This window comes from Hypericibacter adhaerens, from assembly GCF_008728835.1.
GTDB classification, from domain to species: Bacteria; Pseudomonadota; Alphaproteobacteria; order Dongiales; family Dongiaceae; genus Hypericibacter; species Hypericibacter adhaerens.
In genome coordinates this window covers 1,329,151-1,352,045 of record NZ_CP042582.1, presented here as the reverse complement: position 1 = coordinate 1,352,045, position 22,895 = coordinate 1,329,151, and the positions used below count along the sequence as shown (strand labels likewise).

Below are 22,895 nucleotides of genomic sequence, written 5' to 3'. Positions count from 1 at the left end.
GCTGTCATCCCCAGGGCGGTGGCGGAAAGGCGACCCGTTACATCGTGAGGCGCCGGTAGCGCTCCAGATGCCAGTGCGAATCGCCGTAGGCGAGATCGATGAAGGTGAGACGCTTCAGGTAATGGCCGGCCTCGTAGTCCCAGGTCATGCCGATGCCGCCATGAAGCTGGACGCCCTCCTTGCCGATCTCGCGCCCGAGCGTTCCCACCAGCGACTTGGCGGCGGAGACGCCGGCCGCACGGGCCCGGGAATCGCCGAGCGCCGCGGCCTCGGCGGCATCGAGGGCTGCCGACTGCAGCAGCTCGCTCTTCATATAGACATCGGCGAGGCGATGCTGCAGCGCCTGGAAGCTGCCGATGAGCTTCCCGAACTGCTCGCGCGTCTTGAAATAGGCGAGCGTCTTCTCATAGACCGCCGTGGCGACGCCAGAGGCCTCGGCGCAGAGCGCGGCACGCGCCTGGTCGAGCACCGCCTCCAGCACCGGCAGGGCGCCATCCTTGGCCCCGACCAGCCGGTCCGGCCCAAGCGAGACCCGGTCCAGATGCAGGGTGGCGATGCGGCTGCCGTCATGGGCGGCATAATCGCGCAGCGCCAGCCCACGCTGGTTGCGGTCGAGCAGGAAGAAGGAAAGGCCGGAGGCGTCGCCCGCCCGTCCGCCGGTCCGCGCCGCCACCAGGATCCGATCGGCCGCGGCGGCATAGGGCACGGCGGTCTTGACGCCGCTGAGGACAAAGCCGCCCCCCTCCGGCTCCGCCTTGGCTGCGATCGCGGCAGGGTCCTGGCGATCGTCCTCGGCATAGGCGAGCGTGAGCTTCAGCCGGCCCTCCGCCACCAGGGGCAGGATCTCCGCCTTCTGCGCGGCCGAGCCGGCTGCGGCGATCACGCCGGCGCCGAGCAGCACGGTCGCCAGATAGGGCGAGGTCACGAGCCCGCGCCCGAAGGCCTCCATCACCAGCCCGACCTCGGCCGGTCCCATGCCGAGCCCGCCGGCGCTCTCGGGCAAGGGCAGGCCCAGCCAGCCGAGATCGGCGAAGTTCCGCCAATCCTCCTCGCTGTAACCTTCGGTCGAAGCCACCAGCTTCTGGCGGCGATCGAACGGATAGCGTTCGGCCACGAAGCGCTGGACGCTGTCCCTGAGCAGGCCCTGTTCCTCGGTCAGATCGATGCGCATGGTCACTCCAGCCCCAGCACGGCTTTGGTCAGGATGTTCCTCTGGATTTCGTTCGACCCGCCATAGATCGAGGTCTTGCGCATGTTGAAGAAGGCGCGCGCGGCGTAGCGGGCTTCGGGCGGCAGGTTGGGCGCGTCCTGGCTTTCGGCCGGGATGTCGGGCGCCGCTCCCAGCGCCACCGCATCGACCTGCAACTCGAGCAGGCCCTGCTGAACTTCGGTGCCCATGACCTTGAGGATCGAGGCCTCCGGCCCCAGGGACTCCGGTCCGCCAGGCCCGAACAGCACCCGGCGTTCCATGGCCTCGAGCGCCTTGAGCTTGATCTCGGTCGCGGCAAGCCGCGTGCCGAAGCCGCTGTCGGCCAGCAGGCTCGATCCGTCGGCGCGCGGACGCCGCAGAATCTCCTTGAGGCGGCTCAGCGTCTGCAGCGACCGGGACACCTCGGCGATGCCGAAACGCTCCAGGCTCAGCAGATATTTGGCGATGCCCCAGCCCTTATGCTCCTCGCCGATGCGCTGGCCGACCGGTACCTTCACGTTGTCGAAGAAGACCTGGTTCACCTCATGGCCGCCGTCGAAGGTGCGGATCGGACGGATGCTGATGCCGGGCGATTTCATGTCGAGCAGCAGGAAGGTGATGCCCTGCTGCTTCTTGCCGCTGCCGTCGGTGCGGAACAGGCCGAACATCCAGTCGGCGATGTGCGCCTCGGTCGTCCAGATCTTGGTGCCGTTGATGACGTAATGATCGCCCCCAGGACCGCCGGCCAGCTCGGCGCGGGTCTTGAGCGAGGCCAGGTCGGAACCGGCATTGGGCTCGGAGAAACCCTGGCACCAGAGCGCCTCGCCCTTGAGGATCATCGGCAGGAAGCGCGCCTTCTGCTCCGGGCTGGCATATTCGATCAGCGTCGGCCCCAGCAGGTTGACGCCGAAGGAGGCTGATCGCGGCGCGTCGGCCAGCGCCAGCTCGCGCTCGAAGATGAATTGCTGCGCGAAGCTCCAGCCTGGCCCGCCATGCGCCGCCGGCCAGTTGGGGCAGCTCCAGCCGCCCTTCTCGTACAGCATCCGGTGCCAGCGCAGGATATAGTCGCGCGGCAGCTCCATGGTCTCGGCGGCGACCAGGCGGCGGATCTCCTCCGGCAGGTGCGAGCGGATGAAGCCGCGGACCTCGTCGCGAAAGGCCTTGAGACCCGGCCGCGCCTCGAGCCAGCCACCGCCATAGCCGTCATTCTCGATCATCGGTCGCCCTTCCCTGTGGTTCCGACTTTTGTCGGTTCTTCCTTGTCTCTTCCTCCGCTGCGCGGAGGCGGGAGCCAAGCTAGCCTGGTTCTGCGCCGATCGCCTTCTCCGCCGAAGAGGAGGCGCCGGGCCTGTCATCCTAGATTCGGAGGATTTTGCCCGGATTCATGATGTTGTCCGGATCGAAGGCGCGCTTGAGGCGGCGCATCGCCTCGACCGCCGGGCCATGCTCGGCCTCGACGAAATCGATCTTGCCATAGCCCACCCCATGCTCGCCGGTGCAGGTGCCGCCCATGGCGAGCGCGCGACGCACCAGGCGCCCGTTGAGCGCCTCGATCTTCGCCGTCTCGGCCCGGTCCGCGGGATCGAAGATGCAGGTCAGGTGGAAATTGCCGTCGCCGACATGGCCCACGATCGGCGCCAGCACGCCGTTCTCCTCGATGTCGCGCTTGGTCTCGCTGACGCAATCCGCGAGCCGCGAGATCGGGACGCAGACGTCGGTCGCCATGCCCTTGGCGCCGGGGCGCAGGGCGAGCGCCGCGTAATAGGCGTTGTGGCGCGCCTGCCAGAGCTTGTTGCGGTCCTCCGCCTGGGTCGCCCAGCGGAATTCGCCGCCGCCATGGCCGGAGGCGATGGCCTTCACCATCTCGACCTGCTCGGCCACGCCGGCCTCGGTGCCGTGGAACTCGAAGAACAGGGTCGGCTGGACGGCATAGTCGAGCTTGGCATAACGGTTGACGGCATCGAGCTGGACCTCGTCGAGGAGCTCGATCCGCGCGACCGGGATGCCCGACTGGATCGTCTCGATCACCGTGTTGACCGCAGCCTCGATGGTCGGGAACGGCGTCACCGCCGCCGAGATCGCCTGCGGGATGCCGTAGAGCCGGAGCGTCACCTCGGTGATGACGCCGAGCGTGCCTTCGGAGCCCACGAAGACGCGCGTGAGGTCGTAGCCCGCCGCCGATTTGCGGGCGCGGCCGCCGGTCCTGATGACGCTGCCGTCGGAGAGCACGACCGTGAGGCCCAGCACGTTCTCGCGCATGGTGCCGTAGCGCACGGCGTTGGTGCCCGAGGCCCGGGTCGCCGCCATGCCGCCGAGGCTGGCATCGGCACCGGGGTCGATCGGGAAGAACAGGCCCAGGTCGCGCAGATGCGCATTGAGCTGCTTGCGCGTGACGCCCGCCTCGATCTGGACGTCGAGATCGCCCTCGTGCACGGCGAGGATGCGGTTCATCTGCGAGAGGTCGATGGTGACCCCGCCGCGCAGCGCCGCCACATGGCCTTCGAGCGAGGTGCCGGTGCCGAAGGGGATCACCGGCACATGATGGCGCGCGCAGGCCTTGACGATCGCCGCCACCTCCTCGGTCGAGCGGGCGAAGGCGACGCCGTCGGGCGGCACCGAGGGGTGATAGGACTCGTCCTTGCCGTGCTGCGTGCGCACGGAGGCCGACAGGGTGAAGCGGTCGCCCAGAAGCGCCGACAGCTCGGCGCGAAGCTCGGCCGGCAGGCGCGAGGCGGAGGGCGGGACGGCGTCGGGAGCGTTCATGGGCCCGAGCCTAATGCCCCGGGCAAGGCCGAGGCAACGGGCCATTCCGAGCCGCTTACGCCGACCGGGAAACCAGCCAGACGCCCGCCACGGCGATGGCCATGCCGGCACAGGCCGTGAGCGTCAGGGTTTCGCCCAGCAGCAGCCAGCCGAACAGCGCGGCCATCGGCGGCACCAGGAAGAACAGTGCGGAAATGCGCGAGGCCTCGCTGCGGTTGATCATGAAAAGCAGCAGGGAGATGGCGAGGACCGAATTGGCGGCGACGATCCAGCCCAGCGAGAGGATGAAGTCCGGCGTCCAGTCGATCTTCATGCTGTCGAAGCCGAGCGCCAGCGGCGCGATGGTGACGAAGCCGACGGCGTAATGCACCAGATTGACCACGACCGGATGGGCCTCGGTCACGAAGCGCTTCTGATAGAGGGTGCCGCCCGCCATGCCGAGCGTCGCCACGGCGCAGCAGAGGATCCCGATATCGAGATCGGTGCTGAAGGAGGCGCTGGCGGCAATCACGATAACGGCGCCCGCCGCCCCCAGCAGGAGCCCGACCCAGCGCAACGCGCCGACGCGCTCCTTCGCGATCCGCGGCGCCATCAGGGCGACCAGCAGCGGCTGCGTCGAGGAAATGACCGCCGCGACCCCGGCCGACACGCCCAGCCCCAACCCGATCCAGGCCAGGCCGAAATAGACCGACTGGATCAGGAACCCGACCACGGCGATATGCAGCCACGCCTTGCGGGTCGCCGGCAGCCGCGGCCGCAGGATCAGGAAAATCGGCAGGAACAGCAGAACGATGATGCCGTAGCGCAGCGACAGGAAGGTCAGCGGCTCGGCATGCCTGAGGCCGGCCTTGGCGACGCCGAATCCGGAGGACCAGAGCAGCAGGAAGATCAGGGGTGCGAGGCCCGCAAGCAGATCGGCCTGAAACCGGCCTCGGGTAGCCGCCGGGGGTCCGGAAACCCCACCCATCCGCCGCCACCGCATCATGCCACTCCGTCAGATCGAAGGCTCACCCCAGAGCTGCAGCAGCCCCTGCCCTGCCGTCAGCGCTGCCAGCAGCACCAGGAGCCATAGCACGATCCGGCGGAAGAGTGCCGGGTCGGCTGATTTGAAGCCGCGATTGCCGATCCACACGCCGATCAGGAGCGGCGGCAGGAACAGGAGGAAGCGCCAGAAGCTGGTCTCGGTGATCAGCCCCTCGCGCGCCTGGAAGGCGAGCCCCAGCAGGTCGGTCGCGATGAAGAAGGCGATAACCGAGGCCCGGCCCGCGGTCGCCCCGGCGGGCGAGCTGAAATAGAACAGCACCACCGGCGGACCGCCGATGCCGAAGGCGCCGTTGAGGATCCCGCTGGCGCCGCCCACGGCGAGCGTCGCCGCCCGGTTCGGCATCTGCTGGAGCGCGAAACCCTTGAGCAGCAGGGCCGCGGTCGCGATCACGAACAGGCCCAGCGCCAGCTTCATCGGCGCCACCGGCGCGTTGGCCAGGAGCCAGACCCCCGCCGGCACCAGCACCACATAGCCCAGCAGCAGCCAGCCGATCGACCGCCAATGCACGTCGCGCCAGATGCCGGGCAGGAGCGGCAGGCTCGCCGCCACCTCCAGCATGAAGATCGAAGGCACGATCTCGGCCGGCTTCAGCACCAGCGAGAGTGCCGTGATGGAGAGCAGCGAGAAGCCGAATCCGGCGAAGCCGCGCACGACCGCGGCACCCAGCACGCAGACGAGGCTGAAGGCGAGCAGCCAGCCGTTGGTGTCTGCGAGCAGGGCCGTCATGGAATGGGAAGCGACCTATGTTTGAGCCCTCACCCCGCGCCTTCCTCTACGTCATCCCCGCGAAAGCGGGGATCCATCCTGATCCAGGTCACCAAGCCTCGAAATGGATCCCCGCTTTCGCGGGGATGACAAGCCGGGCGGTGGTGGCTGGGAACGCGAAGAGGGTTGGGGGTGAGGAACTGCTGCGCCCGAGGATCAGTACTGGCTGAACACCTTGCGCAGGATATCGATCATCTGGTCGATATGCGACTTCTCCGCAACGAAGGGCGGCGCGATGATCCCGGCGTCGCCGGTGAACTTGACATGCAGCCCCGCGGCGAAGAGGCGCTTGGTGGCGTCGTAGCCGCGCACGCCCGGCCTGCCGTCCGTGGCGAGATCGATGCCGGCGAGCATGCCGTAGCCGCGGATGTCCGTGACGGCGGGGATGCCTTTGAGCGAATAGACCGCGTCGAGAAAATAGGGCGACATCTCGGCCGCGCGCTGGAACAGGCCTTCCTTCTCGTAGATCGTGAGCGCGGCAATACCCGCGGCACAGGCGGCGGGATGGGCCGAGTAGGTATAGCCGTGGAAGAGCTCGACCGCATGGTCGGGGGCGCTGTCGACGATGGTGCCGTAGATCTTGTCGCTGACGGCGACCGCCCCCATCGGCTGGGCGCCATTGGTGAGCGCCTTGGCCATGGTGATCATGTCGGGCGTCACGCCGAAGCTCTGCGCGGCGAAGGCCTTGCCCGTGCGCCCGAAGCCGCAGATGACCTCGTCGAACACCAGCAGGATGCCATGCGCGTCGCAGATCTTGCGCAGCCGCTCGAGATAGCCCTTGGGCGGCACCAGCACGCCGGTCGAGCCGGCGATCGGCTCGACAAAGCAGGCGGCGATGGTCGAGCCGCCATAGAGATCGACGAAGCGCTGCAGGTCGTCGGCGAGCTCGGCGCCCTTCTCCGGCTGGCCGCGGGTGAAGCGGGCGTCGGGCGACCAGGTGTGGCGCATATGGACCACGCCCGGCATCACCGCGCCGAAGGTCTCGCGGTTGCGCACCATGCCGGCGAGCGACACGCCGCCGATATTGACGCCGTGATAGGCGCGCTCGCGGCTGACGAAGCGGGTGCGCTGCCCGTCGTTGCGCGCGCGGTGATAGGCGAGCGCGATCTTGATCGCGGTGTCGACCGATTCCGAACCCGAATTGCAGAAGAAGACATAGTCGAGCCCGTCGGGCGTCAGGGCCGCCACCTTGCGCGCGAGCTCGAAAGAGGACGGATGCGCCACCTGGAAATGGGGGCCGTAATCCATCTCCAGGAGCTGCCGGCCGACCGCCTCGGCGATCTCCTTGCGGGCATGGCCGGCCGCCACGCAGAACAGGCCCGAGCTGCCGTCGAGCAGCTTCTCGCCCTTGTGGTTCCAGTAATAGACCCCCTCGCCCTTCACCAGGAGCCGCGGCTCCTGCTTGAAATCGCGATTCGAGGTGAAGGGCAGCCAGTGATTCTCGAGCGTGTTGGCTTCGTACTGCATGACGGGACCCTGGGTCTGGAAGGATGGGAGAGGCCTTTCGGCACTGACGGCCATCCTATCGGCCAGGATCAAGCCCCTATAGGGACAGGGCGGCGCAATTGGAGGGGGCAGGCCCCGCCGAGCGTCAGTCCCGCGCCAGCCGTCACCCCCGCGAAAGCGGGGGGTCCATCACTAAGCTCGGCGCGCTGGGCCGGGATGGATCCCCGCTTTCGCGGGGATTACGGATGAAGAGTGCCGGGATGAAGCCAAGGAGGTCTTTCGCCGCCCCTCCGCGCCGCCCTACGCCGCCACCGCGACCGGCGTTGCCGCTTCCGCGGCGAGCGCCGTGGCCTTGGCCTCCGCGGCCTTCTTCAGCTCGCGCCGGCGCAGGATCTCGTAGATCACGGCGCCGACGATGGTGATCGCCACGATGAGGACGGCGAGTGCCGAGAGGCTCGGCGTCGTGCCTTGCCGCACGCGGCCCGCCAGCACCGTCACCAGGGTCTTCTCCGCCAGGATCGAGAAGGTGGTGGTGTTGTAGTTCTCGAAGGAGGCGAGGAAGGCCAGCACCGAGGCCGAAAGAATCGCGGGCTTCAGGAAGGGCAGCAGGATGTGGAAGAAGACCTGCGGATAGCTGGCGCCCAGATCGAGCGCCGCCTCCTCCTGCGCGCGGTCGAAGCGCTGCAGGCGCGAAAGGAACACCAGCATCGAATAGGCGGAGATGAAGGTGGACTGCCCCAGGACGGTCAGAAAATAGCCGTTGAAGAGGAACTTCATCCCGGTCCAGGCGGTCACGTCCTTCCAGAAGATGACGGTCGAGATGCCGAGGATCACGCCTGGCGTCAGCACCGGCGAGACCACGACCAGGTAATAGAGCGAGCGGGCGCGCCAATAGATCTGGGTCATGATGATGGCGCCGGCGAGCCCCACCGGCACCGAGACGCAGACCACGCCGATGCCGATGAAGACGGAGGTCTTGAGACCCGTCAGCAGCTCATCGTCATTGGCGAGCGCCTCGAACCATTTGAGCGTGAAGCCCTCGAACGGATAGGCCTGCGGGTAGTTCGGCGTGTTGAAGGCGGTGATGCCCATCACGATCAGCGGGCCGAACAGGTAGGCGAAGAACAGGACGATGTAGAACCCGATCATCGCCCGCATCACGGTCTGGGAGCTCATCGGGTGATCTCCCCGAGACTGACCCGGAACACCCGCAAGACCGCCAGCACGAAGACGATGCAGGTGAGCAGCAGGATGAAGGCGTAGGCCGAGCCCTGCGGCCAGTTGAAGGCCTGGTAGAAGCGGTCATAGACGATCGGCGTGAACCAGAGGCTCTTGGGCCCGCCCAGGATCAAGGGTGCAGCGAGCGCGCCCGCCGTCAGCATGAAGACCATGGTGCAGCCGGACGCGATGCCGGGCTTGGCGAAGGGCATCACCACGAAGAGATGGATATGCCACCAGGGAGCGCCCAGGTCGCGCGCCGCCTCGATCTGGTTCTTGTCGAGGCTCTCGATCGCGTTATAGAGCGGGAACATCATCATCAACAGGTAGGCGTAGGACAGGCCCGTATACATGCCGATATCGAGCCCGAGGAAATCGATCGGCTCGCCGATGAGGCCCAGGCCGAGCAGGGCGGTGTTGATGAGCCCGCCGGTGCTGAACAGCACGCGGAAGGCGAAGGCGCGCAGGATCTCGTTGACCCAGAAGGGCGCGATCAGCATCAGCATGAAGAGCCTGAGGCGCTCGGGCTTCGCCACCTGCGCCATGTAGTAGGCCAGCGGGTAGCAGAGGCAGAAATTGATCGCCGTGACCAGGATGCTGGCCAGGATCGTCATGAAGAACGCCTTCAGATGCAGCGTGTTGAGCTGATCCGTCGAGGTCGTGCTGCCGAAGATGAAATAGCGGTAGCTGTCGAGCGTGTAATGGTCGTTGGGCCCGCCGTAATCCTTGGGCGGCAGCTTCGGATGGAAGGAGAAATCGATCATGTAGAGCTGCGGCAGGACGATCATGATGACCGCCCAGAGCCCGACCGCGGCCAGCAGGAAGACCGCGATCGCGATGCCGTTGCGCCCGAAGAAATTCTTGGCGCCCGGCTCGCCCTGATGGCGCCGCTCCATCACCGCCATCGCCCAGAAGACGGCGATGACGATGACGGGCCCGCCGAAGATCACATACTTGCCGAGCTCAATCACTGGCGAGCTTCCCCACCGGCAGCACCAGGCCGGCCTGGCGGTCGTACTGGATCGCCGCCGTCTCGCCCTGGGCCGGCATGCGCTCCGAACCGCCGCGCCCGACCGTCACCACGATCTCCTTGCGGGTCGGCCCCTTGAGGAAGATGTGGCTCATATTGCCTTCGAAGGCGACGTTCAGGACCGGCGCCTGCAGCGTCGAACCGTTCGTGCCGGCACCCAGCCTGAAGGCCTCGGGCCGGACGAACAGCACGGCATCGTCGCCCACCCTGACGCTCCTGGCGTTGCGACCGCGCAGGCGCCCGACGGGCGTGTCGAGGATGGCGTCGCCGTTCTCGAGCGCCATCACCTTGCCGGCGAAGGGATTGTTCTCGCCGACGAAGGAAGCGACGAAGCCGGTCGCCGGATTGTCATAGATCGTCTTGCCGTCGGCGACCTGCTCGATCACCCCTTCGTTCATGACCGCGATGCGGTCCGACATGGTGAGGGCTTCGCCCTGGTCGTGCGTGATGTAGATGAAGGTGATGCCGACCCGGCGCTGGATCGCGCGCAGCTCGTTGCGCATATGCTGCCGGAGCTTGAGATCGAGGGCCGAGAGCGGCTCGTCCAGCAGCAGCACGCTCGGCTGCACCGCGAGCGCGCGCGCGATCGCCACGCGCTGCTTCTGGCCGCCCGAGAGCTCGCCGATCTTCTTGTCGCCCTGGCCGGGCAGCGCGATCAGCGAGAGCAGCTCGTCGGCGCGCTGGCGCTGGTCGGCGCGCGAGGCGCCCTGCACCCGGAGGCCGTAGGAGATGTTCTCCGCCACCGTCATCAGCGGGAACAGGGCCAGGTTCTGGAAGATGAGCGCGGTCGGGCGCTTGTTGGGCCCGATGCCCCTCATATCCTTGCCGCCGATCCGCACCGTCCCCTCGGAGGGATCGAGGAAGCCCGAGATGGTGCGCAGGATCGTCGTCTTGCCGCAGCCCGAGGGGCCGAGGAAGCTGAAGAATTCCCCGTTATTGATCTTGAGAGAGGCACTCTTGACCGCGGTAAAGTTGCCGAAGCGTATCGTCACCCGGTCGAGCTCGACATCCGCACTCATGGATCGAGACTTCCCCTTCCCTGACTCTCGGAACCGGCCTCAGGCATGCCCGACGGCCGCTCCACCGACGTGGACCGGTCCGCTGCAACCTGCAGGGCTGCATGGGGCGGCGCGAGGCTCTCGCGCGGACGCAAGGCAGCCCTGGTCCAATGCAAGCATCCCGGCCCAAGCGGGGCCGGGATGCAGCATGGTCACTGGAGGCTCAGCCGATCAAGACGCCTTGTATTTCTCCGCATACTCGCCGCGCAGATCGCCGAACCAGGACGGCTCGGGGATGCGGTTCCAGAGCTTGTCGAGCGCGTCTTCCGGATAGGCTTCCTGGAAGTTCTTCTTCGCGGCGTCCGACAGGAGGACGTCGGAGCCCTTGGCGATCGGGTTGTAGCCCGAACCGTCCGCCACCTTGGCCGAAGCTTCCGGCGTGTGGACGTAGTTCAGCCACTCATAGGCCTGGTCGACGTTCTTGGCGCCCGAGGAGAGCGACCAGCCGTCGATCCAGGCGATGGCGCCTTCCTGCGGCGCCATGTAGCTGACGGGCTTGCCGTCCTTCTTGAGGCTGAGCGCGGGGCCGTCCCAGGTCTGGCCGATCACCACGCCGTTCTCCAGGAGGCCGGACTTGGTGTTGTCGGCGCTGTCCCAGAACTGCTTGATCCAGGGCTTGTGTTCGATCGCGAAGGGCAGGATCACGTCGTAGATCTTCTTGAAGGTGTCCGGATCCTTGAAGGCGTCGGCCATGCGGTTGGAGGGCAGCTTGCCCGTCGCGTCCATCCAGAGGCCGATGCCGAGCAGCAGCGAATGCGGACGGCCCTGCACCTTGCCCTTGTATTCGTCGTTCCAGAGCGTGCCGTAGCTCAGCGTCTTGTATTCGAGCTTGGTCAGGTCGGTGCGCCAGGAGATCGCCTCGCTGCCCCAGCAATGCGGCAGCCAATGCAGACCGCCATCCCACTCCCAGATCTTCGTCGCTTCGATGAAGGAGGGCAGGACGTGGCTGTTATCGAGCTTCTTCGGATCGAGCGCCGCGGTCAGCCCCAGATCCTTGAACTGCGGCTGGCGATCGCGTGTCGGCTGATAGAGGTCGAAGCCTTCGCCGCCGGTCGCCTGGAGCTTGTTGATCTGCTCCTCGTTCTGCGAGAAGGGCGTCGTGTTTACCTTGATGCCGGTCTTCTTCGTGAAGTCCGGAACGACCGGGTCGGGCAATTCGTCCGACCAGTTGAGAAGATTGAGCTCGCCCGAGGATGAGAATGCATCCTTCACCAGCCACGGGCCAACGGCCAGCGCGGCACCCGCCGCGGTGGCGGTCTTCAGCATCGTGCGGCGGCTGAAGCGGCGTGCAGCGCTCAGCGTCAACTCAGCCGACGAGGCCGGTTTCTTGGCAGTCATCAGAGAACTCCCTGTCTTGGATGTGTATGAAGCCTGTACCGCGCGCCCCCTTGGCTTTTGGTTCTGATTCGATTCTCCCGGGGGGGACCGCTCGTTGTAGCGCCGGCACACGACGGATTTATGACATCCACGTGACCGGCTTCCGGGTTGAAATCGGCAGAAAAGCTGGGGATTCTTCGCCAATTGATCGTATTGTTACAATCGACTAGTGAAACAGAGCCAGTCAAGGAGATTTCGCCGGCCACGGCTTCCGACGGCCCGGAATGAGCGTGAATGCGGGAACAGCTTTTCCATTTCGAGCCGGACGGCAAGACCACGCTCCAGGCGCAGCTCCGGCGCATGCTGGTCGACGCGATCCTGGAAGGCCAGATTCCGGCCGGTACGGCGCTCCCCTCCTGCCGGAAGATGGCGCAGACGCTCAATGTCGCCCGCAACACGGTGGCGCTCGCCTATCAGGATCTGGTCGAGGAAGGTTTTCTCGTCGCCCGCCAGCGCAGCGGCTATTTCGTGGCGCCCGATGTGCTCTCGGGACGCGCCCAGCCACCGGTGGTATCGGCGGCGCGGGAAACCGCAACCGGTGCAAATGCCAAGGAACGGCCAGCCGGGGTGGACTGGGCGGACAGGTTTCGCGTCCGCCCGACGGCACAGCACAATATCGAGAAGCCACGCAACTGGCAGGACTACCCCTTCCCTTTCATCTATGGCCAGGTCGACCCGGCACTGTTCCCGATCGCGGCCTGGCGCGACTGCTCCCGCCAGGCGCTCGGCCGCGGGTCGGTCAAGGAATGGTCGCGCGACCTCTTCACCGAAGACGATCCGCTCCTGGTCGAGCAGATCCGCACCCGCCTCCTGCCGCGGCGCGGCGTGCGGGTCGGCAATGACGAGATCCTCGTCACCGTGGGCGCGCAGCAGGCGCTCTACCTGATCGCGAGCCTGCTGATCGATGCCGGGACGCGCGTCGGCATCGAGGATCCGGGCTATGTCGATGCGCGCAACATCTTCAGCCTGCGCGGCGCCGAGCTGGTCCCGCTCGCGATCGACCGCGAGGGGCTGGTGGTCGATGAGCGCCTCGCCGCTTGCGATTATGTCTATGCGACGCCGAGCCACCAGTTCCCCACCACCGCCACCATGTCGCTGGCCCGCAGGCGCGCCCTGCTGCAGTCGGCCGCGGCCAACGACATCGTCGTGGTCGAGGACGATTACGAGAGCGAGATCAACCATCAGGGCACGCCCTCGCCGGCCCTGAAGTCGCTCGATCGCAGCGGCCGCGTGATCTTCGTGGCGAGCCTCTCCAAGACCCTCGCCCCGGGCCTGCGGCTCGGCTACATGGTGGGCCCCGAGCCCTTCATCCGCGAGGCGCGTGCGCTGCGGCGCCTGATGCTGCGCCATCCGCCGGCCAACAACCAGCGCACCATCGCGCTCTTCCTCGCCGACGGCCATCACGACGCGCTGCTGCGCCGCCTCAGCCAGATCTACAAGGATCGCTGGAAGGCGATGGGCGAGGCGCTGACGCGCCACCTGCCCGAATGCCGCTGGCAGCAGAGCCAGGGCGGCACGGCCTATTGGGTGGAGGGGCCGCCCGGGCTCGACGCGCGGCTGCTCGAGGCCGCCGCTGCCAAGCAGGGCATCCTGATCGAGCGCGGCGACTGGCATTTCCAGGCCCAGGACGCGCCGCGCCGCTTCTTCCGCTTGGGCTTCTCCTCGATCGCGCTCGAGAAGATCGAGCCGGGGATCAAGCTCCTGGGCGAGATCCTGCGCAAGCAGATGGGATAGTGTTGGCGCGGCGCGACTTCGTGCACCGCGCTTTCCCTCCCCCTACCCCCTCCCGCAAGGGGAGGGGGCTAGAACAACAAACATCACGTCTCTCCCACCAAGGAGGGGGCGAACACATCAAACATCTCGCCCCCTCCCCTTGCGGGAGAGCGACTGTGTTGCCAGTCAAGCGGTTTGCCAGGGTTTGTTGTCGCGAACCATGGCATTGAGGGTGACGAGCAGCTTTCGCATGCAGGCGGTGATGGCGACCTTGGCCGGCTTGCCGGCCGCCCGCAGGCGAGCATGGAAGGCCTTGATCGCGGGATTGTGGCGAATGGCGGCCAGGGCGGCCATGTAGAGCGTTGCCCGCAAGGCGGCGCGCCCGCCCCAGATGGTGCGCTGGCCGCGCAGGGTGCCGCTGTCGCGATTGAAGGGTGCCAAGCCGACCAAGGCAGCGATCTGACGCCGGGTGAGGCGGCCCAGTTCGGGCAGCTCGGCCAGCAGGGTGCGAGACGCGACATCACCGATCCCTGGGACGCTTTTCAGCAATTCTTCCTTGGCTCGGAAGATCGGGCTGGAGCGCACGGCATTGTCGAGATCCTCGTCGATCCGGTTCAAGGCCTTGCCCAGCCATTCGAGATGAGCATCGAGATCGGCCTTGAGATCGGGCCGGGTCACCTGATGGCGCCGGTTCTTCTCCGCGGTCATCATCTCGACGATCTGGCGCCGGCGGACGATCAAGCCGTTGAGCCGGTCGGTCTCGGCATCGGGCAGAGGCCGGGGTTCCGGCTGGACCGCCTCGGCAAACCGGGCGATCGCCTCGGCGTCGAGCGCGTCAGTCTTGGCCAGGCGGCCCGTGGCGCGGGCAAAGTCACGGACTTGACGCGGGTTGACCACCGCCACCGGCAGCCCGGCCGCCGCCAGCACCGCCGCGGCCCGCAACTGCAGGCCTCCCGTCGCCTCCAGCACGACCAACTTTGGCGCCAGTGCCTTCAGCCGGGCAACCAAAGCCGCCAGACCTTCCTCGTCGCGCGCGACGCTAAAGGCCGCACCCGTCGGCCGGACGTGCACATCCAGCCGAGCCTTCGAAACATCGATCCCAACGAACATTCCCGGTCCCTTTCTGCGGCTCTTCGCCCGACCTTGCAGATACGGGCTCGCAGCGCGGCCCCGGCGACTGTTCGGGCTCGGAGAACCTGCAAGCGGAGCCCCCAGCTCTCCCACGGTCTTCAAAACCAGAGGGTTGACGGGCTTCCGCTTGCAACCGTGTCGATCATTCATGACCGGATACCCTTGTCTAGATACAAGGGTAGGGGGAGGGGTCTCGCGAGTTCGTTGCAACAGCGCGTTCAAATCCTGGCCCCCGGGAAAGCACCCCGCTGGCCCTAGCTTCCCGGCCGGCACCGGCGCTACCACAGGCTCAGGAAATCCCTGGCTTCGCCGGGGCTTGGGCGCGATCGACGCAACCTCGCCCGCCGCAGCCGCAAACCCGATCTGGAGATGAGGCAATCGCCATGACCCGCATGACCGCCAGCGAGGCTTTCGTCGAGACGCTCGCCGCCCACGGCGTGAAGGACGTGTTCGGCATCGTCGGCTCCGCCTATATGGACGCGCTCGACCTGTTCCCCGCCGCCGGCATCCGCTTCATCTCGGTCTGCCACGAGCAGGGCGCCGCCCACATGGCCGACGGCTATTCGCGCGTGCTCAACAAGCAGGGCGTCTGCATCGCGCAGAACGGCCCGGGCATCACCAACTTCGTCACCGCGGTGGCCGCGGCCTACTGGGCCCATTCGCCCGTCGTGGTGATCACGCCCGAGACCGGCTCCAACACCATGGGGCTCGGCGGCTTCCAGGAGACCGAGCAGCTCCCGATCTTCTCCAAGATCACCAAATACCAGGCCCATGTGACCCGGCAGGATCGCCTCGCCGAGCTGACCAGCCGCTGCTTCGACTATGCGCTGCTCGAGCGCGGCCCCACCCAGCTCAACATCCCGCGCGACATCTTCTATGGCGAGGTGGACATCACGCTGCCCAAGCCGATCCATGTCGAGCGCTCGGCCGGCGGCGAGCAGAGCCTCAACGAGGCGGCGAAGCTCCTGGCCGAGGCGAAGTTCCCGGTCATCGTCGCGGGCGGCGGCGTGATCATGTCGGACGGCCAGGCCGAGGCCGTGGCGCTCGCCGAATATCTCTCGGCCCCGGTCGTGACCTCCTATCTCCATAACGACGCCTTCCCCGCCGGCCATCCGCTGATGTGCGGGCCGCTCGGCTATCAGGGTTCGAAGGCGGCGATGAAGCTCATCGCCCAGGCCGACGTGGTGCTGGCGCTGGGCACCCGGCTCGGGCCGTTCGGGACCCTGCCGCAGCACGGCCTCGATTACTGGCCGAAGCAGGCGAAGATCATTCAGGTCGACAGCAACGCCCGCATGCTGGGGCTGGTGAAGCCGATCTCGGTCGGCGTCAATGGCGACGCCAAGCCGTCGGCGGCGGCGATGCTGCAGCGGCTCCAGACCGGCAACCTCAAGGTCGCGGCCCACGGCAACAAGGAGCAGCGGCTGGCCGAGGTGAAGAAGCAGAAGGAGGCCTGGGAGACCGAGCTCAACGGCTGGGGCCAGGCCGACGGCTCGCCGATCGCGCCCCGCCGCGCACTGCGCGAGCTTGAGAAGGCGATGCCGAAGAACGCGATGGTCACGACCGACATCGGCAATATCTGCTCGGTCTCGAACAGCTACCTGCGCTTCGACAAGCCGCGCAGCTTCTTCGCCGCCATGAGCTTCGGCAATTGCGGCTATGCCTATCCGACCGCGATCGGCGCCAAGGTGGGCGCGCCCGACCGCCCTGCGGTCGCCTATGTCGGCGACGGCGCCTGGGGCATGAGCCTCCAGGAGACCCTCACTTGCGTGCGCGAGAACATCCCGGCCATCGCCGTGGTGTTCAACAACGGCCAGTGGGGGGCGGAGAAGAAGAACCAGGTCGATTTCTTCGCCGACCGCTATGTCGGCACCAACCTGAAGAATCCGAGCTTCGCCGCGATCGCGGAATCGATGGGGGCGAAGGGCATCAAGGTCGATCATCCGGACCAGGTCGGCGATGCGCTCAAGACCGCGATCGCCTCCAACCGCCCTTGCGTGCTCGAGATCATGGCGACCCAGGAACTCGGCGATCCCTTCCGCCGCGACGCCCTGAAGAAGCCGCAGCGTCTGCTGGAGAAATACAAGGCGTACTCGGTGAGCTGATTGCCTCTCGCACCGAGCGGCAACTCCCCTCCCCCTACCCCCTCCCGCAAGGGGAGGGGGCGAGACGGTTGGGGGTTCCCGCGTCCCTTCGTAAGCCGAAAGAGAAAAGGCGAGCTGGCAAAATTCCAGCCCCCTCCCCTTGCGGGAGGGGGTAGGGGGAGGGGTTGCCGCAAGCGTGGTTTCGCGGGGAACATGTCTCCATGACCGCCCCGCTCCTCATCCTCAACGCCGGCTCCTCGAGCCTCAAATTCGCGCTCTACCGGCCCAGCGCCGGCGCCGATCCCGCACCACTCGCCCGCGGCCAGTTCGCCGGCATCGGCCGCGCCCTCGCCTTTTCGGCGAAATCCGCCGACGGCCATCCGCTCCCATCGCCGGACGCGGCAACGCTCGCCGCCATCCGCAACCACGCCGACGCGCTGCTGCTCCTGCCCGATTGGCTGGCGACCAACGGTCTGGGCCAGGACCTCGCCGGCGCCGGCCACCGCGTCGTCCATGGCGGCACGCGCTTCGCGGCCCCCGAGCGCATCACGCCCGAAATCCTCGACGCGCTCTCGGCGCTGGAGCCGCTGGCACCGCATCACCAGCCGCACAATGTCGCCGCGATCCGCGCGCTGATGGCGCAGCATCCGGCACTGCCGCAGGTCGCCTGCTTCGACACCGCCTTCCACGCCTTCATGCCGGCGACGGCCCGCAGCCTCGGCCTGCCCGCCGCCTATGAAGCCAAGGGCATGCGCCGCTACGGTTTCCACGGCCTTTCCTACGAATACGTGACCGGCCGTCTGCGCCAGCTTCTCGGCGGAACGCTGCCGAAGCGCCTCGTCATCGCCCATCTCGGCAATGGCGCGAGCATGGCGGCCGTGCTCGACGGCAAGGGCCACGCCACCACCATGGGTTTCTCCACGCTCGACGGCATCGTGATGGGCACGCGCATCGGCAGTCTCGATCCCGGCGCCCTCCTCCATCTCATCCGCGAGGAGAAGATGGACCTCAAGGCGCTCGAGGACCTGCTCTACAACAAGAGCGGCCTCCTGGGCCTCTCCGGCTTCAGCGCCGACATGAAGACGCTGCTGGAGAGCCCCGAGCCGCGCGCCGCCGCCGCCATCGAGCAATATTGCTATGCCATCGTCCGCCACACCGGCTCGCTCGCCGCGGCGTTGGGCGGGCTCGACGCGCTGGTCTTCACCGGCGGCGTCGGCGAGAACGCGGCGCCGATCCGCGCCCGCGTCTGCCGCGACCTCGCCTGGCTCGGGATCGAACTCGACGAAGCGGCCAACGCGCGCGGCGGCCCCCTGCTGACCCGCACCAAGGCCAGGACCGCCGCCTATACCGTCCCGACCGACGAGGAACTGGTCATCGCCCGCCACACGGCGCGACTCCTGGAGCTTTGACGACTGGAATCAGTACCCAGGAACCAGGCCCTACGATCCAGAGGGTGGGCTCACGGGCTGGGGAACTTAGGCGGTGAACAACTCGACCGGACCCGCTCCCGACAATTGCTCCACGGCGGTCTCGCCGACGAGATAGCTGCCGCCCAGCATGACGCCCAGCCTTTCATCCGCCAAAGACAGCCAAGCATGCACATAGAAGACCATACCGGGGTGTAGCACGCCGTCGGAGAACCGATCGATCTGGAACGTGCCCACCCATACCGGCGGATAGCCGATCCCGATCCCAACCCCGAATCGCATCTGCGCGGCATGACCTATGCCCGCCTTGATGATGGGCGCGAGGGATGCGTTGTCGATATCGACGACGCTGGCGCCCGGCCGGCAGGCCTCCAGACCCTTCTGCAGCGATTCCAACGCCACGCCGTAAAGCCATCGCGCGCGCGGCCCCGGATCGCCCGTAGCCATCGTCAGCATGGAAACGCTGTGATAGCGGCGCGCTACACCGGCGAACTCGAGATGCACGAGCTCGTTGGGGCCGATGATCTTCGGCATCGCCGTCGCATGCCCGCCGGCCGAGCGGCTGCCGCTGGCACATTCGGTCGGAATCGCCGGGTAGTCGCTCCCTGCCCTGCGCACGGCGCCCTCCACTGCGGCACAAAGGGCGGTTTCCTTCATTCCCGCCCGAAGCGCCTCGCGGGCCGCCGCGACGCCGACATTGGCGTAACCGGCCGCCTCCCGGACATAGGCAATTTCTGCCGCCGACTTGATGTATTGAAGCCGGCTCAGGAGGGGCCCCACATCCTTGAAGCGCAGCGCGGGAAGGGCGTCGCCCAGCAGCTTCGCGTAGCCCGCCGTCACCGCATAGGAATTGACTTCGAGCCCCCAGTTTCCCTTGCCGGGCCCCTTTTCCTGCACGATGGCCGCGAGAAGCGCACCCACATCGTCCTGGTTGAGATGGTAGGTGCGGACGTCCTTGATCCAGCTCGTCTCTCGCACCAAGGGCAAGTCCAAGTCACGTACCAGGAGCGTCGGATCACCACCGCCCTTGGCGCTGAAAACCAGCGCCTGCGGACCGACATATGAAGAGATGGAATCGTAGCCGGCGAGATAGAAAAGGTTCTCCGGTGCGATAACGATGCAGCCGTCGAATTCTGCCTCGCCGAGCGCCGTCCGGGCGCGTGCCAGGCGCGCGCGATGCTCCGTTTCGGAAAATGCAGCGAACGGTACCTCAGCCACGATCCTTCTCCCATCCAAGAGGAATGCCACCCGAACGGAGCAAGCCCGTCACACGGTGACCAAAGGGCTGTCGCCATCGCCGACAAGCATCTGAACGCCGGTCTCGGTCAGCAGATAGGTGCCGCCTTGCATGAAACCGAGGTTCTCGTCGGGAAGCGTGAGCGTCGTATGGAGCACGAAAACCATCCCCGCCTGCAGGACATGCGCCGAAGTGCGGGATATCTGCAGCGTCTCGAGCCAGATCGGCGGATAGGCGACGCCGATGCCGTATCCGAACCGCGCGATCGCGAAACCGTCGATCCCTTCGCGCTCCAGCGGCCTCAACGACGCGATCTCGGCCGCCGCGGCGGGAGCCCCCACCTTGACGGCGGCCACGCCCGCCGTGACGGACTCCGCACAGATCCGATGAAGGTCGCGAATGCGCTTGCTGGCGCTCGTCACGGCCATGGTCGTCATGGCCGTGACGTGATAGCGGGCCGCAACGCCCGCAAACTCGAAATGCGCCAGGTCTCCCGCTCCGATGACCCGCGGGCGAGGCGCCCCATGGCCCGCCGCCGTTCGAGGGCCGGTGGTGAATTCCATCGGAATGGCCCAGTAGTCGCTCCCCGCCTTCCGGACAGCGGCCTCGACGTCTGCGGCCACGGCGATCTCGGTTCGTCCCGCCCGCAAGGCCCGCTTCGTCTCGGCCAGCCCCGCCGCGGCATAGCCGGCGGCCTGCCGGATATAGGCGATCTCGGGCGACGATTTGATCAATCGCAACTCGCCCAGAAGATCGGTCGCGTCGACCAGCGCGCCGCCGCCGAGCGCATCGGCCAGATCCAGCGCGAACCGGCCGGTCACGGCGGGAGATTGCAGATCGACGCCGACGCGGGCATAGCCCGGTCTCTTCTTCCCGACGATATCCGCGAGCATCCCCGCCGGGTTGTCGATCCCAAGCCTGAAGGTCCGGATATCCTCGACGAAGGTCGACTCCCGCGCGAGCGCGTAGTCGTAGTTCCGGATGAGGAGGGTCGGGTTGTCTTCGCCCGAACTCACCACCAGCCCCTGCGGATTAACCGCCGAGGTCCATGAATCGTAACCGGAGAGATAGTAGAGCGATTCGGGCGAGACGATGATGACCGCGTCGAGCCCGTTTTCCCGCATCGTCGCCCGCGCGCGCGCCATCCTGTCGCGGTATTCGGCTTGGCCGAAAGCGAGATATTCTCGTGCCATTTCAACCCTGCATTCGCGCTTCGCCTCATCTCAGGGGAAGAGGCGAGCGTGGAAATCTCGATCTTGGAAAGGGCGCCGCCGAGAACCAGCGGCGCCCTTGTCGTTCAGAGCCAGGGAGGTGCGACGAACTCGGCGGAAGCAAACTCGAGCGGCCAGATCACCTTGCGCTCGCCCCCCATGAGCTGCACCATCGGGAAGAAGAACCCCTTCATGAAGGGACCAGTCAGGACCTCGTTGGGCGAGGTCGCGTTCGGGCCGGGTTCTTTCGCGAACTTGTACAAGTTCCAGATGCCCTTGTATTCCATCGAGCGGATCGTCTCGATCAGCGCTTCCCGCTTGAGCGTGCCGGCCTGATTGATCGCCTTGATGGCCATCCGCGTATAGTCGTAAGGCAGGCCCGACGCGGTGATGCTCGGATCCTCGCCATACTTCGCCTTGAAACGCTGGTTCCACTCGGTCTGCCAGGGCGCCAGGGGTGCCGGCGAGTCCATGGTGACGTTGTAGTCGGAGGCTTCTCCGGTCAGCTCGTGCCACTCGCTGAACCAGGTCAGGCCGTGGCTGACGAGCAGCGCCTTCAGCTTCTGCGTCCGGACCTGCTTCACGAAATTCGAGGCACCTACCGGCGCGGTGATCGTGGTCATCACCAGGGAAATCTGCTGCGCGCGATACTTGGTGATGATGGGTGAGAACTCGGTCTCCTCGAAGGGCACCACATCGAAGCCGCTCACCTCATAGCCCGCCGATTTGAGGCTCGTGACCAGTGCCTCGCCCCAGCTCCGGCCATAATCCGTGTCCTCAACCAGGACCGCGGCCTTCAGGTTCGCCGGCTTCCAGAGCCCCTTCTCGCGGAAATAGTTCAGCGGAGCTCCATAGAGGACCGAGAACGAGGCCGGCGAGGAATAGCTCTTGAAGTAGCCGGCATAACGGTTCACGTCCGAATTGATCTTGTCGGCGATGGACTGCGATTCGCCGAGATTGCCCAGATGGACGATGCCCAGATCCGCCTCGACGTCCATGGTCGCGAGCGCAACGGACGAATGCCATCCATTGATCATGAATTCCACCCCTTCGCGGCTGACTGCATCGCGAAGAGCGAGAACACCCTTCTCCGGATCAGATTGGTCGTCGACCAGAACGATCTCGATATCGCGCTTCTCCCCGTCCACGGTCAGGGGAATCTCCCCGTCCGCGCGCGCATCCTCGATCGCCATCATGGTGCCCTGGCGGATGTTCTCGCCCGTGCGGCTCGAGGGTCCGGTGAAGGGCGCAAGACAGCCGATCTTGATCGGCTTCCCGTCGGCCCGCGCCGAATTCACGCCTGCTGAAAAGGTCAGAGCAACCAAGCCGGCGGCCGAAGCGGCCAGCAGCTCCCTGCGGTTCATTCGCGGCGGATTCGTTTTTCCGCCCCTCTGGTCATTCATTGTTTTGCCTCCCATGCAACCAGAAACGAATTGCATGTTGCAACCAGACTGAACATTTGTCAAGTTATATCGAACAAAGTTCAGTTATGAAGAACAGTAGAATCGGAAAATCTGCTACGCGCCAGGGTAGTGAGGCCACGCGCCAGCGCTTACATTGTTCACCTCGGCTGAACAGGCAAATCGAGGTGGCCATGAGCATGAAGTTTGGGGCGCGGCTGCGCGAACTGCGGAAGAAGCGTGGCATGTCGTTGGCACAGGTCGCGCAGGGGGCGGCACTGTCGAGAAGCTTCATCAGCCAAGTGGAGTCCGATCAGACGACTCCCTCGATCGCGTCGATCAAGCGCATTTGCGACGTACTCGGCGCGTCCCTGGCACAGCTCTTCGATGACGAAACCGACACCGACAGTGCGGATCCCCAACCGCATGGGGACCGGCCGGCGGAACCGGCCGAGCCGGCCCGCGTCGTCCGCAAGAATCGTCGCAAGGCGTTCAAGTACCCCGGCGCAAAGTCGATGAACTATCTGTTGGTGCCCGATCTCCAGGGCCGCCTCGAGGTGATTCTGGGCGTCATGCAGCCCGGCGAAACCAGCGAAAGCGAAGCCTGGACCCACGACGGCGAGGAGTTCGGCTTCATCCTGGAGGGTACCTACGAGCTCACGGTCGGCGGACGCTCCTACATCCTTGAGGAAGGCGATTCGATCTACTTCTCGAGCCGGTTGGCCCATTCCGCCAAAGTCATCGGGGATCGCCCCGTCCGGTGGATCTGGGTCATCACGCCTCCTTCCTTCTGACGCTCCGTGG

At 66.4% G+C, this 22,895-nt stretch carries 18 protein-coding genes; 4 read left to right on the top strand and 14 right to left on the bottom strand.

The window, feature by feature from the left end:
• Positions 1-37: 37 nt before the first annotated feature.
• From FRZ61_RS05945 to FRZ61_RS05900, 10 genes are all read right to left on the bottom strand, one after another.
• Complete coding sequence (locus tag FRZ61_RS05945) at positions 38-1,171, bottom strand: acyl-CoA dehydrogenase family protein (RefSeq protein WP_151115692.1); 1,134 nt, start codon at positions 1,169-1,171, stop codon at positions 38-40.
• A 2-nt stretch (positions 1,172-1,173) separates the two neighbouring features.
• Positions 1,174-2,406: an acyl-CoA dehydrogenase family protein gene (locus tag FRZ61_RS05940; RefSeq protein ID WP_151115690.1), complete on the bottom strand. Its 1,233-nt coding sequence runs from the start codon at positions 2,404-2,406 to the stop codon at positions 1,174-1,176.
• A 139-nt stretch (positions 2,407-2,545) separates the two neighbouring features.
• The gene (locus tag FRZ61_RS05935) at positions 2,546-3,952 is read right to left on the bottom strand and encodes an FAD-linked oxidase C-terminal domain-containing protein (RefSeq protein WP_151115688.1); all 1,407 of its coding nucleotides are present in this window, start codon (positions 3,950-3,952) and stop codon (positions 2,546-2,548) included.
• Between the two features lie 55 nt (positions 3,953-4,007).
• Positions 4,008-4,919 (bottom strand): DMT family transporter, encoded by a 912-nt coding sequence (locus FRZ61_RS05930; protein WP_151115686.1) that lies wholly within the window; start codon positions 4,917-4,919, stop codon positions 4,008-4,010.
• A 27-nt stretch (positions 4,920-4,946) separates the two neighbouring features.
• Positions 4,947-5,723 (bottom strand): sulfite exporter TauE/SafE family protein, encoded by a 777-nt coding sequence (locus FRZ61_RS05925; RefSeq protein ID WP_151115684.1) that lies wholly within the window; start codon positions 5,721-5,723, stop codon positions 4,947-4,949.
• A gap of 195 nt (positions 5,724-5,918) precedes the next feature.
• Positions 5,919-7,229 carry an aspartate aminotransferase family protein gene (locus tag FRZ61_RS05920; RefSeq protein ID WP_151115682.1) on the bottom strand — a complete coding sequence of 437 codons (1,311 nt, stop codon included), beginning with the start codon at positions 7,227-7,229 and terminating at the stop codon, positions 5,919-5,921.
• Between the two features lie 279 nt (positions 7,230-7,508).
• Positions 7,509-8,384, bottom strand: coding sequence for an ABC transporter permease (locus FRZ61_RS05915; protein WP_151115680.1), 876 nt, complete (start codon positions 8,382-8,384; stop codon positions 7,509-7,511).
• Entirely contained in the window at positions 8,381-9,397 is a 1,017-nt protein-coding gene (locus FRZ61_RS05910) for an ABC transporter permease (protein WP_225309143.1), read from the bottom strand. The genes FRZ61_RS05915 and FRZ61_RS05910 overlap by 4 nt, the downstream gene beginning before the upstream one ends.
• Complete coding sequence (locus FRZ61_RS05905) at positions 9,390-10,475, bottom strand: ABC transporter ATP-binding protein (RefSeq protein WP_151115678.1); 1,086 nt, start codon at positions 10,473-10,475, stop codon at positions 9,390-9,392. The genes FRZ61_RS05910 and FRZ61_RS05905 overlap by 8 nt, the downstream gene beginning before the upstream one ends.
• A 210-nt stretch (positions 10,476-10,685) precedes the next feature.
• Positions 10,686-11,852, bottom strand: a complete 1,167-nt coding sequence (locus FRZ61_RS05900) for an extracellular solute-binding protein (RefSeq protein ID WP_151115676.1) — start codon at positions 11,850-11,852, stop codon at positions 10,686-10,688.
• Between the two features lie 273 nt (positions 11,853-12,125).
• Between FRZ61_RS05900 and pdxR the strand changes: the two genes are divergently transcribed.
• Positions 12,126-13,625, top strand: a complete 1,500-nt coding sequence (gene pdxR, locus FRZ61_RS05895; protein WP_151115674.1) for a MocR-like pyridoxine biosynthesis transcription factor PdxR — start codon at positions 12,126-12,128, stop codon at positions 13,623-13,625.
• 165 nt (positions 13,626-13,790) lie between these two features.
• On the opposite strand, the gene FRZ61_RS05890 is transcribed toward pdxR, so the two are convergent.
• On the bottom strand, positions 13,791-14,714 hold the full coding sequence (locus FRZ61_RS05890; protein ID WP_151120677.1) for an IS110 family RNA-guided transposase: 924 nt from the start codon (positions 14,712-14,714) through the stop codon (positions 13,791-13,793).
• Positions 14,715-15,118: 404 nt separating this feature from the next.
• Here FRZ61_RS05890 and xsc point away from each other — a divergent pair, with 404 nt between their 5' ends.
• Both xsc and FRZ61_RS05880 read left to right on the top strand, forming a co-directional pair.
• The gene (xsc, locus tag FRZ61_RS05885; RefSeq protein ID WP_151115672.1) at positions 15,119-16,837 is read left to right on the top strand and encodes a sulfoacetaldehyde acetyltransferase; all 1,719 of its coding nucleotides are present in this window, start codon (positions 15,119-15,121) and stop codon (positions 16,835-16,837) included.
• Positions 16,838-17,037: 200 nt separating this feature from the next.
• Complete coding sequence (locus tag FRZ61_RS05880; protein WP_151115670.1) at positions 17,038-18,225, top strand: acetate/propionate family kinase; 1,188 nt, start codon at positions 17,038-17,040, stop codon at positions 18,223-18,225.
• A gap of 66 nt (positions 18,226-18,291) precedes the next feature.
• Here FRZ61_RS05880 and FRZ61_RS05875 read toward each other — a convergent pair whose 3' ends face one another.
• The 3 genes from FRZ61_RS05875 to FRZ61_RS05865 form a co-directional block, all read right to left on the bottom strand.
• Positions 18,292-19,461, bottom strand: a complete 1,170-nt coding sequence (locus FRZ61_RS05875) for a M24 family metallopeptidase (RefSeq protein ID WP_191909319.1) — start codon at positions 19,459-19,461, stop codon at positions 18,292-18,294.
• A gap of 48 nt (positions 19,462-19,509) precedes the next feature.
• A complete protein-coding gene (locus tag FRZ61_RS05870) occupies positions 19,510-20,673 on the bottom strand; it encodes a M24 family metallopeptidase (RefSeq protein WP_151115666.1) in 1,164 nt (387 codons plus the stop codon).
• Positions 20,674-20,777: 104 nt separating this feature from the next.
• A complete protein-coding gene (locus tag FRZ61_RS05865) occupies positions 20,778-22,055 on the bottom strand; it encodes an ABC transporter substrate-binding protein (RefSeq protein ID WP_225309142.1) in 1,278 nt (425 codons plus the stop codon).
• 230 nt (positions 22,056-22,285) lie between these two features.
• Here FRZ61_RS05865 and FRZ61_RS05860 point away from each other — a divergent pair, with 230 nt between their 5' ends.
• Positions 22,286-22,885, top strand: a complete 600-nt coding sequence (locus FRZ61_RS05860; RefSeq protein ID WP_191909318.1) for a cupin domain-containing protein — start codon at positions 22,286-22,288, stop codon at positions 22,883-22,885.
• Positions 22,886-22,895: the final 10 nt, after the last annotated feature.

Excerpts from the sequence above, each read along its gene's own strand:
- FRZ61_RS05945 (WP_151115692.1), bottom strand. The coding sequence starts at position 1,171 with ATGCGCATCGATCTGACCGAGGAACAGGGCCTGCTCAGGGACAGCGTC.
- FRZ61_RS05940 (WP_151115690.1), bottom strand. The coding sequence starts at position 2,406 with ATGATCGAGAATGACGGCTATGGCGGTGGCTGGCTCGAGGCGCGGCCG.
- FRZ61_RS05935 (WP_151115688.1), bottom strand. The coding sequence starts at position 3,952 with ATGAACGCTCCCGACGCCGTCCCGCCCTCCGCCTCGCGCCTGCCGGCC.
- FRZ61_RS05930 (WP_151115686.1), bottom strand. The coding sequence starts at position 4,919 with ATGGGTGGGGTTTCCGGACCCCCGGCGGCTACCCGAGGCCGGTTTCAG.
- FRZ61_RS05925 (WP_151115684.1), bottom strand. The coding sequence starts at position 5,723 with ATGACGGCCCTGCTCGCAGACACCAACGGCTGGCTGCTCGCCTTCAGC.
- FRZ61_RS05920 (WP_151115682.1), bottom strand. The coding sequence starts at position 7,229 with ATGCAGTACGAAGCCAACACGCTCGAGAATCACTGGCTGCCCTTCACC.
- FRZ61_RS05915 (WP_151115680.1), bottom strand. The coding sequence starts at position 8,384 with ATGAGCTCCCAGACCGTGATGCGGGCGATGATCGGGTTCTACATCGTC.
- FRZ61_RS05905 (WP_151115678.1), bottom strand. The coding sequence starts at position 10,475 with ATGAGTGCGGATGTCGAGCTCGACCGGGTGACGATACGCTTCGGCAAC.
- FRZ61_RS05900 (WP_151115676.1), bottom strand. The coding sequence starts at position 11,852 with ATGACTGCCAAGAAACCGGCCTCGTCGGCTGAGTTGACGCTGAGCGCT.
- pdxR (WP_151115674.1), top strand. The coding sequence starts at position 12,126 with ATGCGGGAACAGCTTTTCCATTTCGAGCCGGACGGCAAGACCACGCTC.
- FRZ61_RS05890 (WP_151120677.1), bottom strand. The coding sequence starts at position 14,714 with ATGTTCGTTGGGATCGATGTTTCGAAGGCTCGGCTGGATGTGCACGTC.
- xsc (WP_151115672.1), top strand. The coding sequence starts at position 15,119 with ATGACCCGCATGACCGCCAGCGAGGCTTTCGTCGAGACGCTCGCCGCC.
- FRZ61_RS05880 (WP_151115670.1), top strand. The coding sequence starts at position 17,038 with ATGACCGCCCCGCTCCTCATCCTCAACGCCGGCTCCTCGAGCCTCAAA.
- FRZ61_RS05870 (WP_151115666.1), bottom strand. The coding sequence starts at position 20,673 with ATGGCACGAGAATATCTCGCTTTCGGCCAAGCCGAATACCGCGACAGG.
- FRZ61_RS05865 (WP_225309142.1), bottom strand. The coding sequence starts at position 22,055 with ATGAACCGCAGGGAGCTGCTGGCCGCTTCGGCCGCCGGCTTGGTTGCT.
- FRZ61_RS05860 (WP_191909318.1), top strand. The coding sequence starts at position 22,286 with ATGAGCATGAAGTTTGGGGCGCGGCTGCGCGAACTGCGGAAGAAGCGT.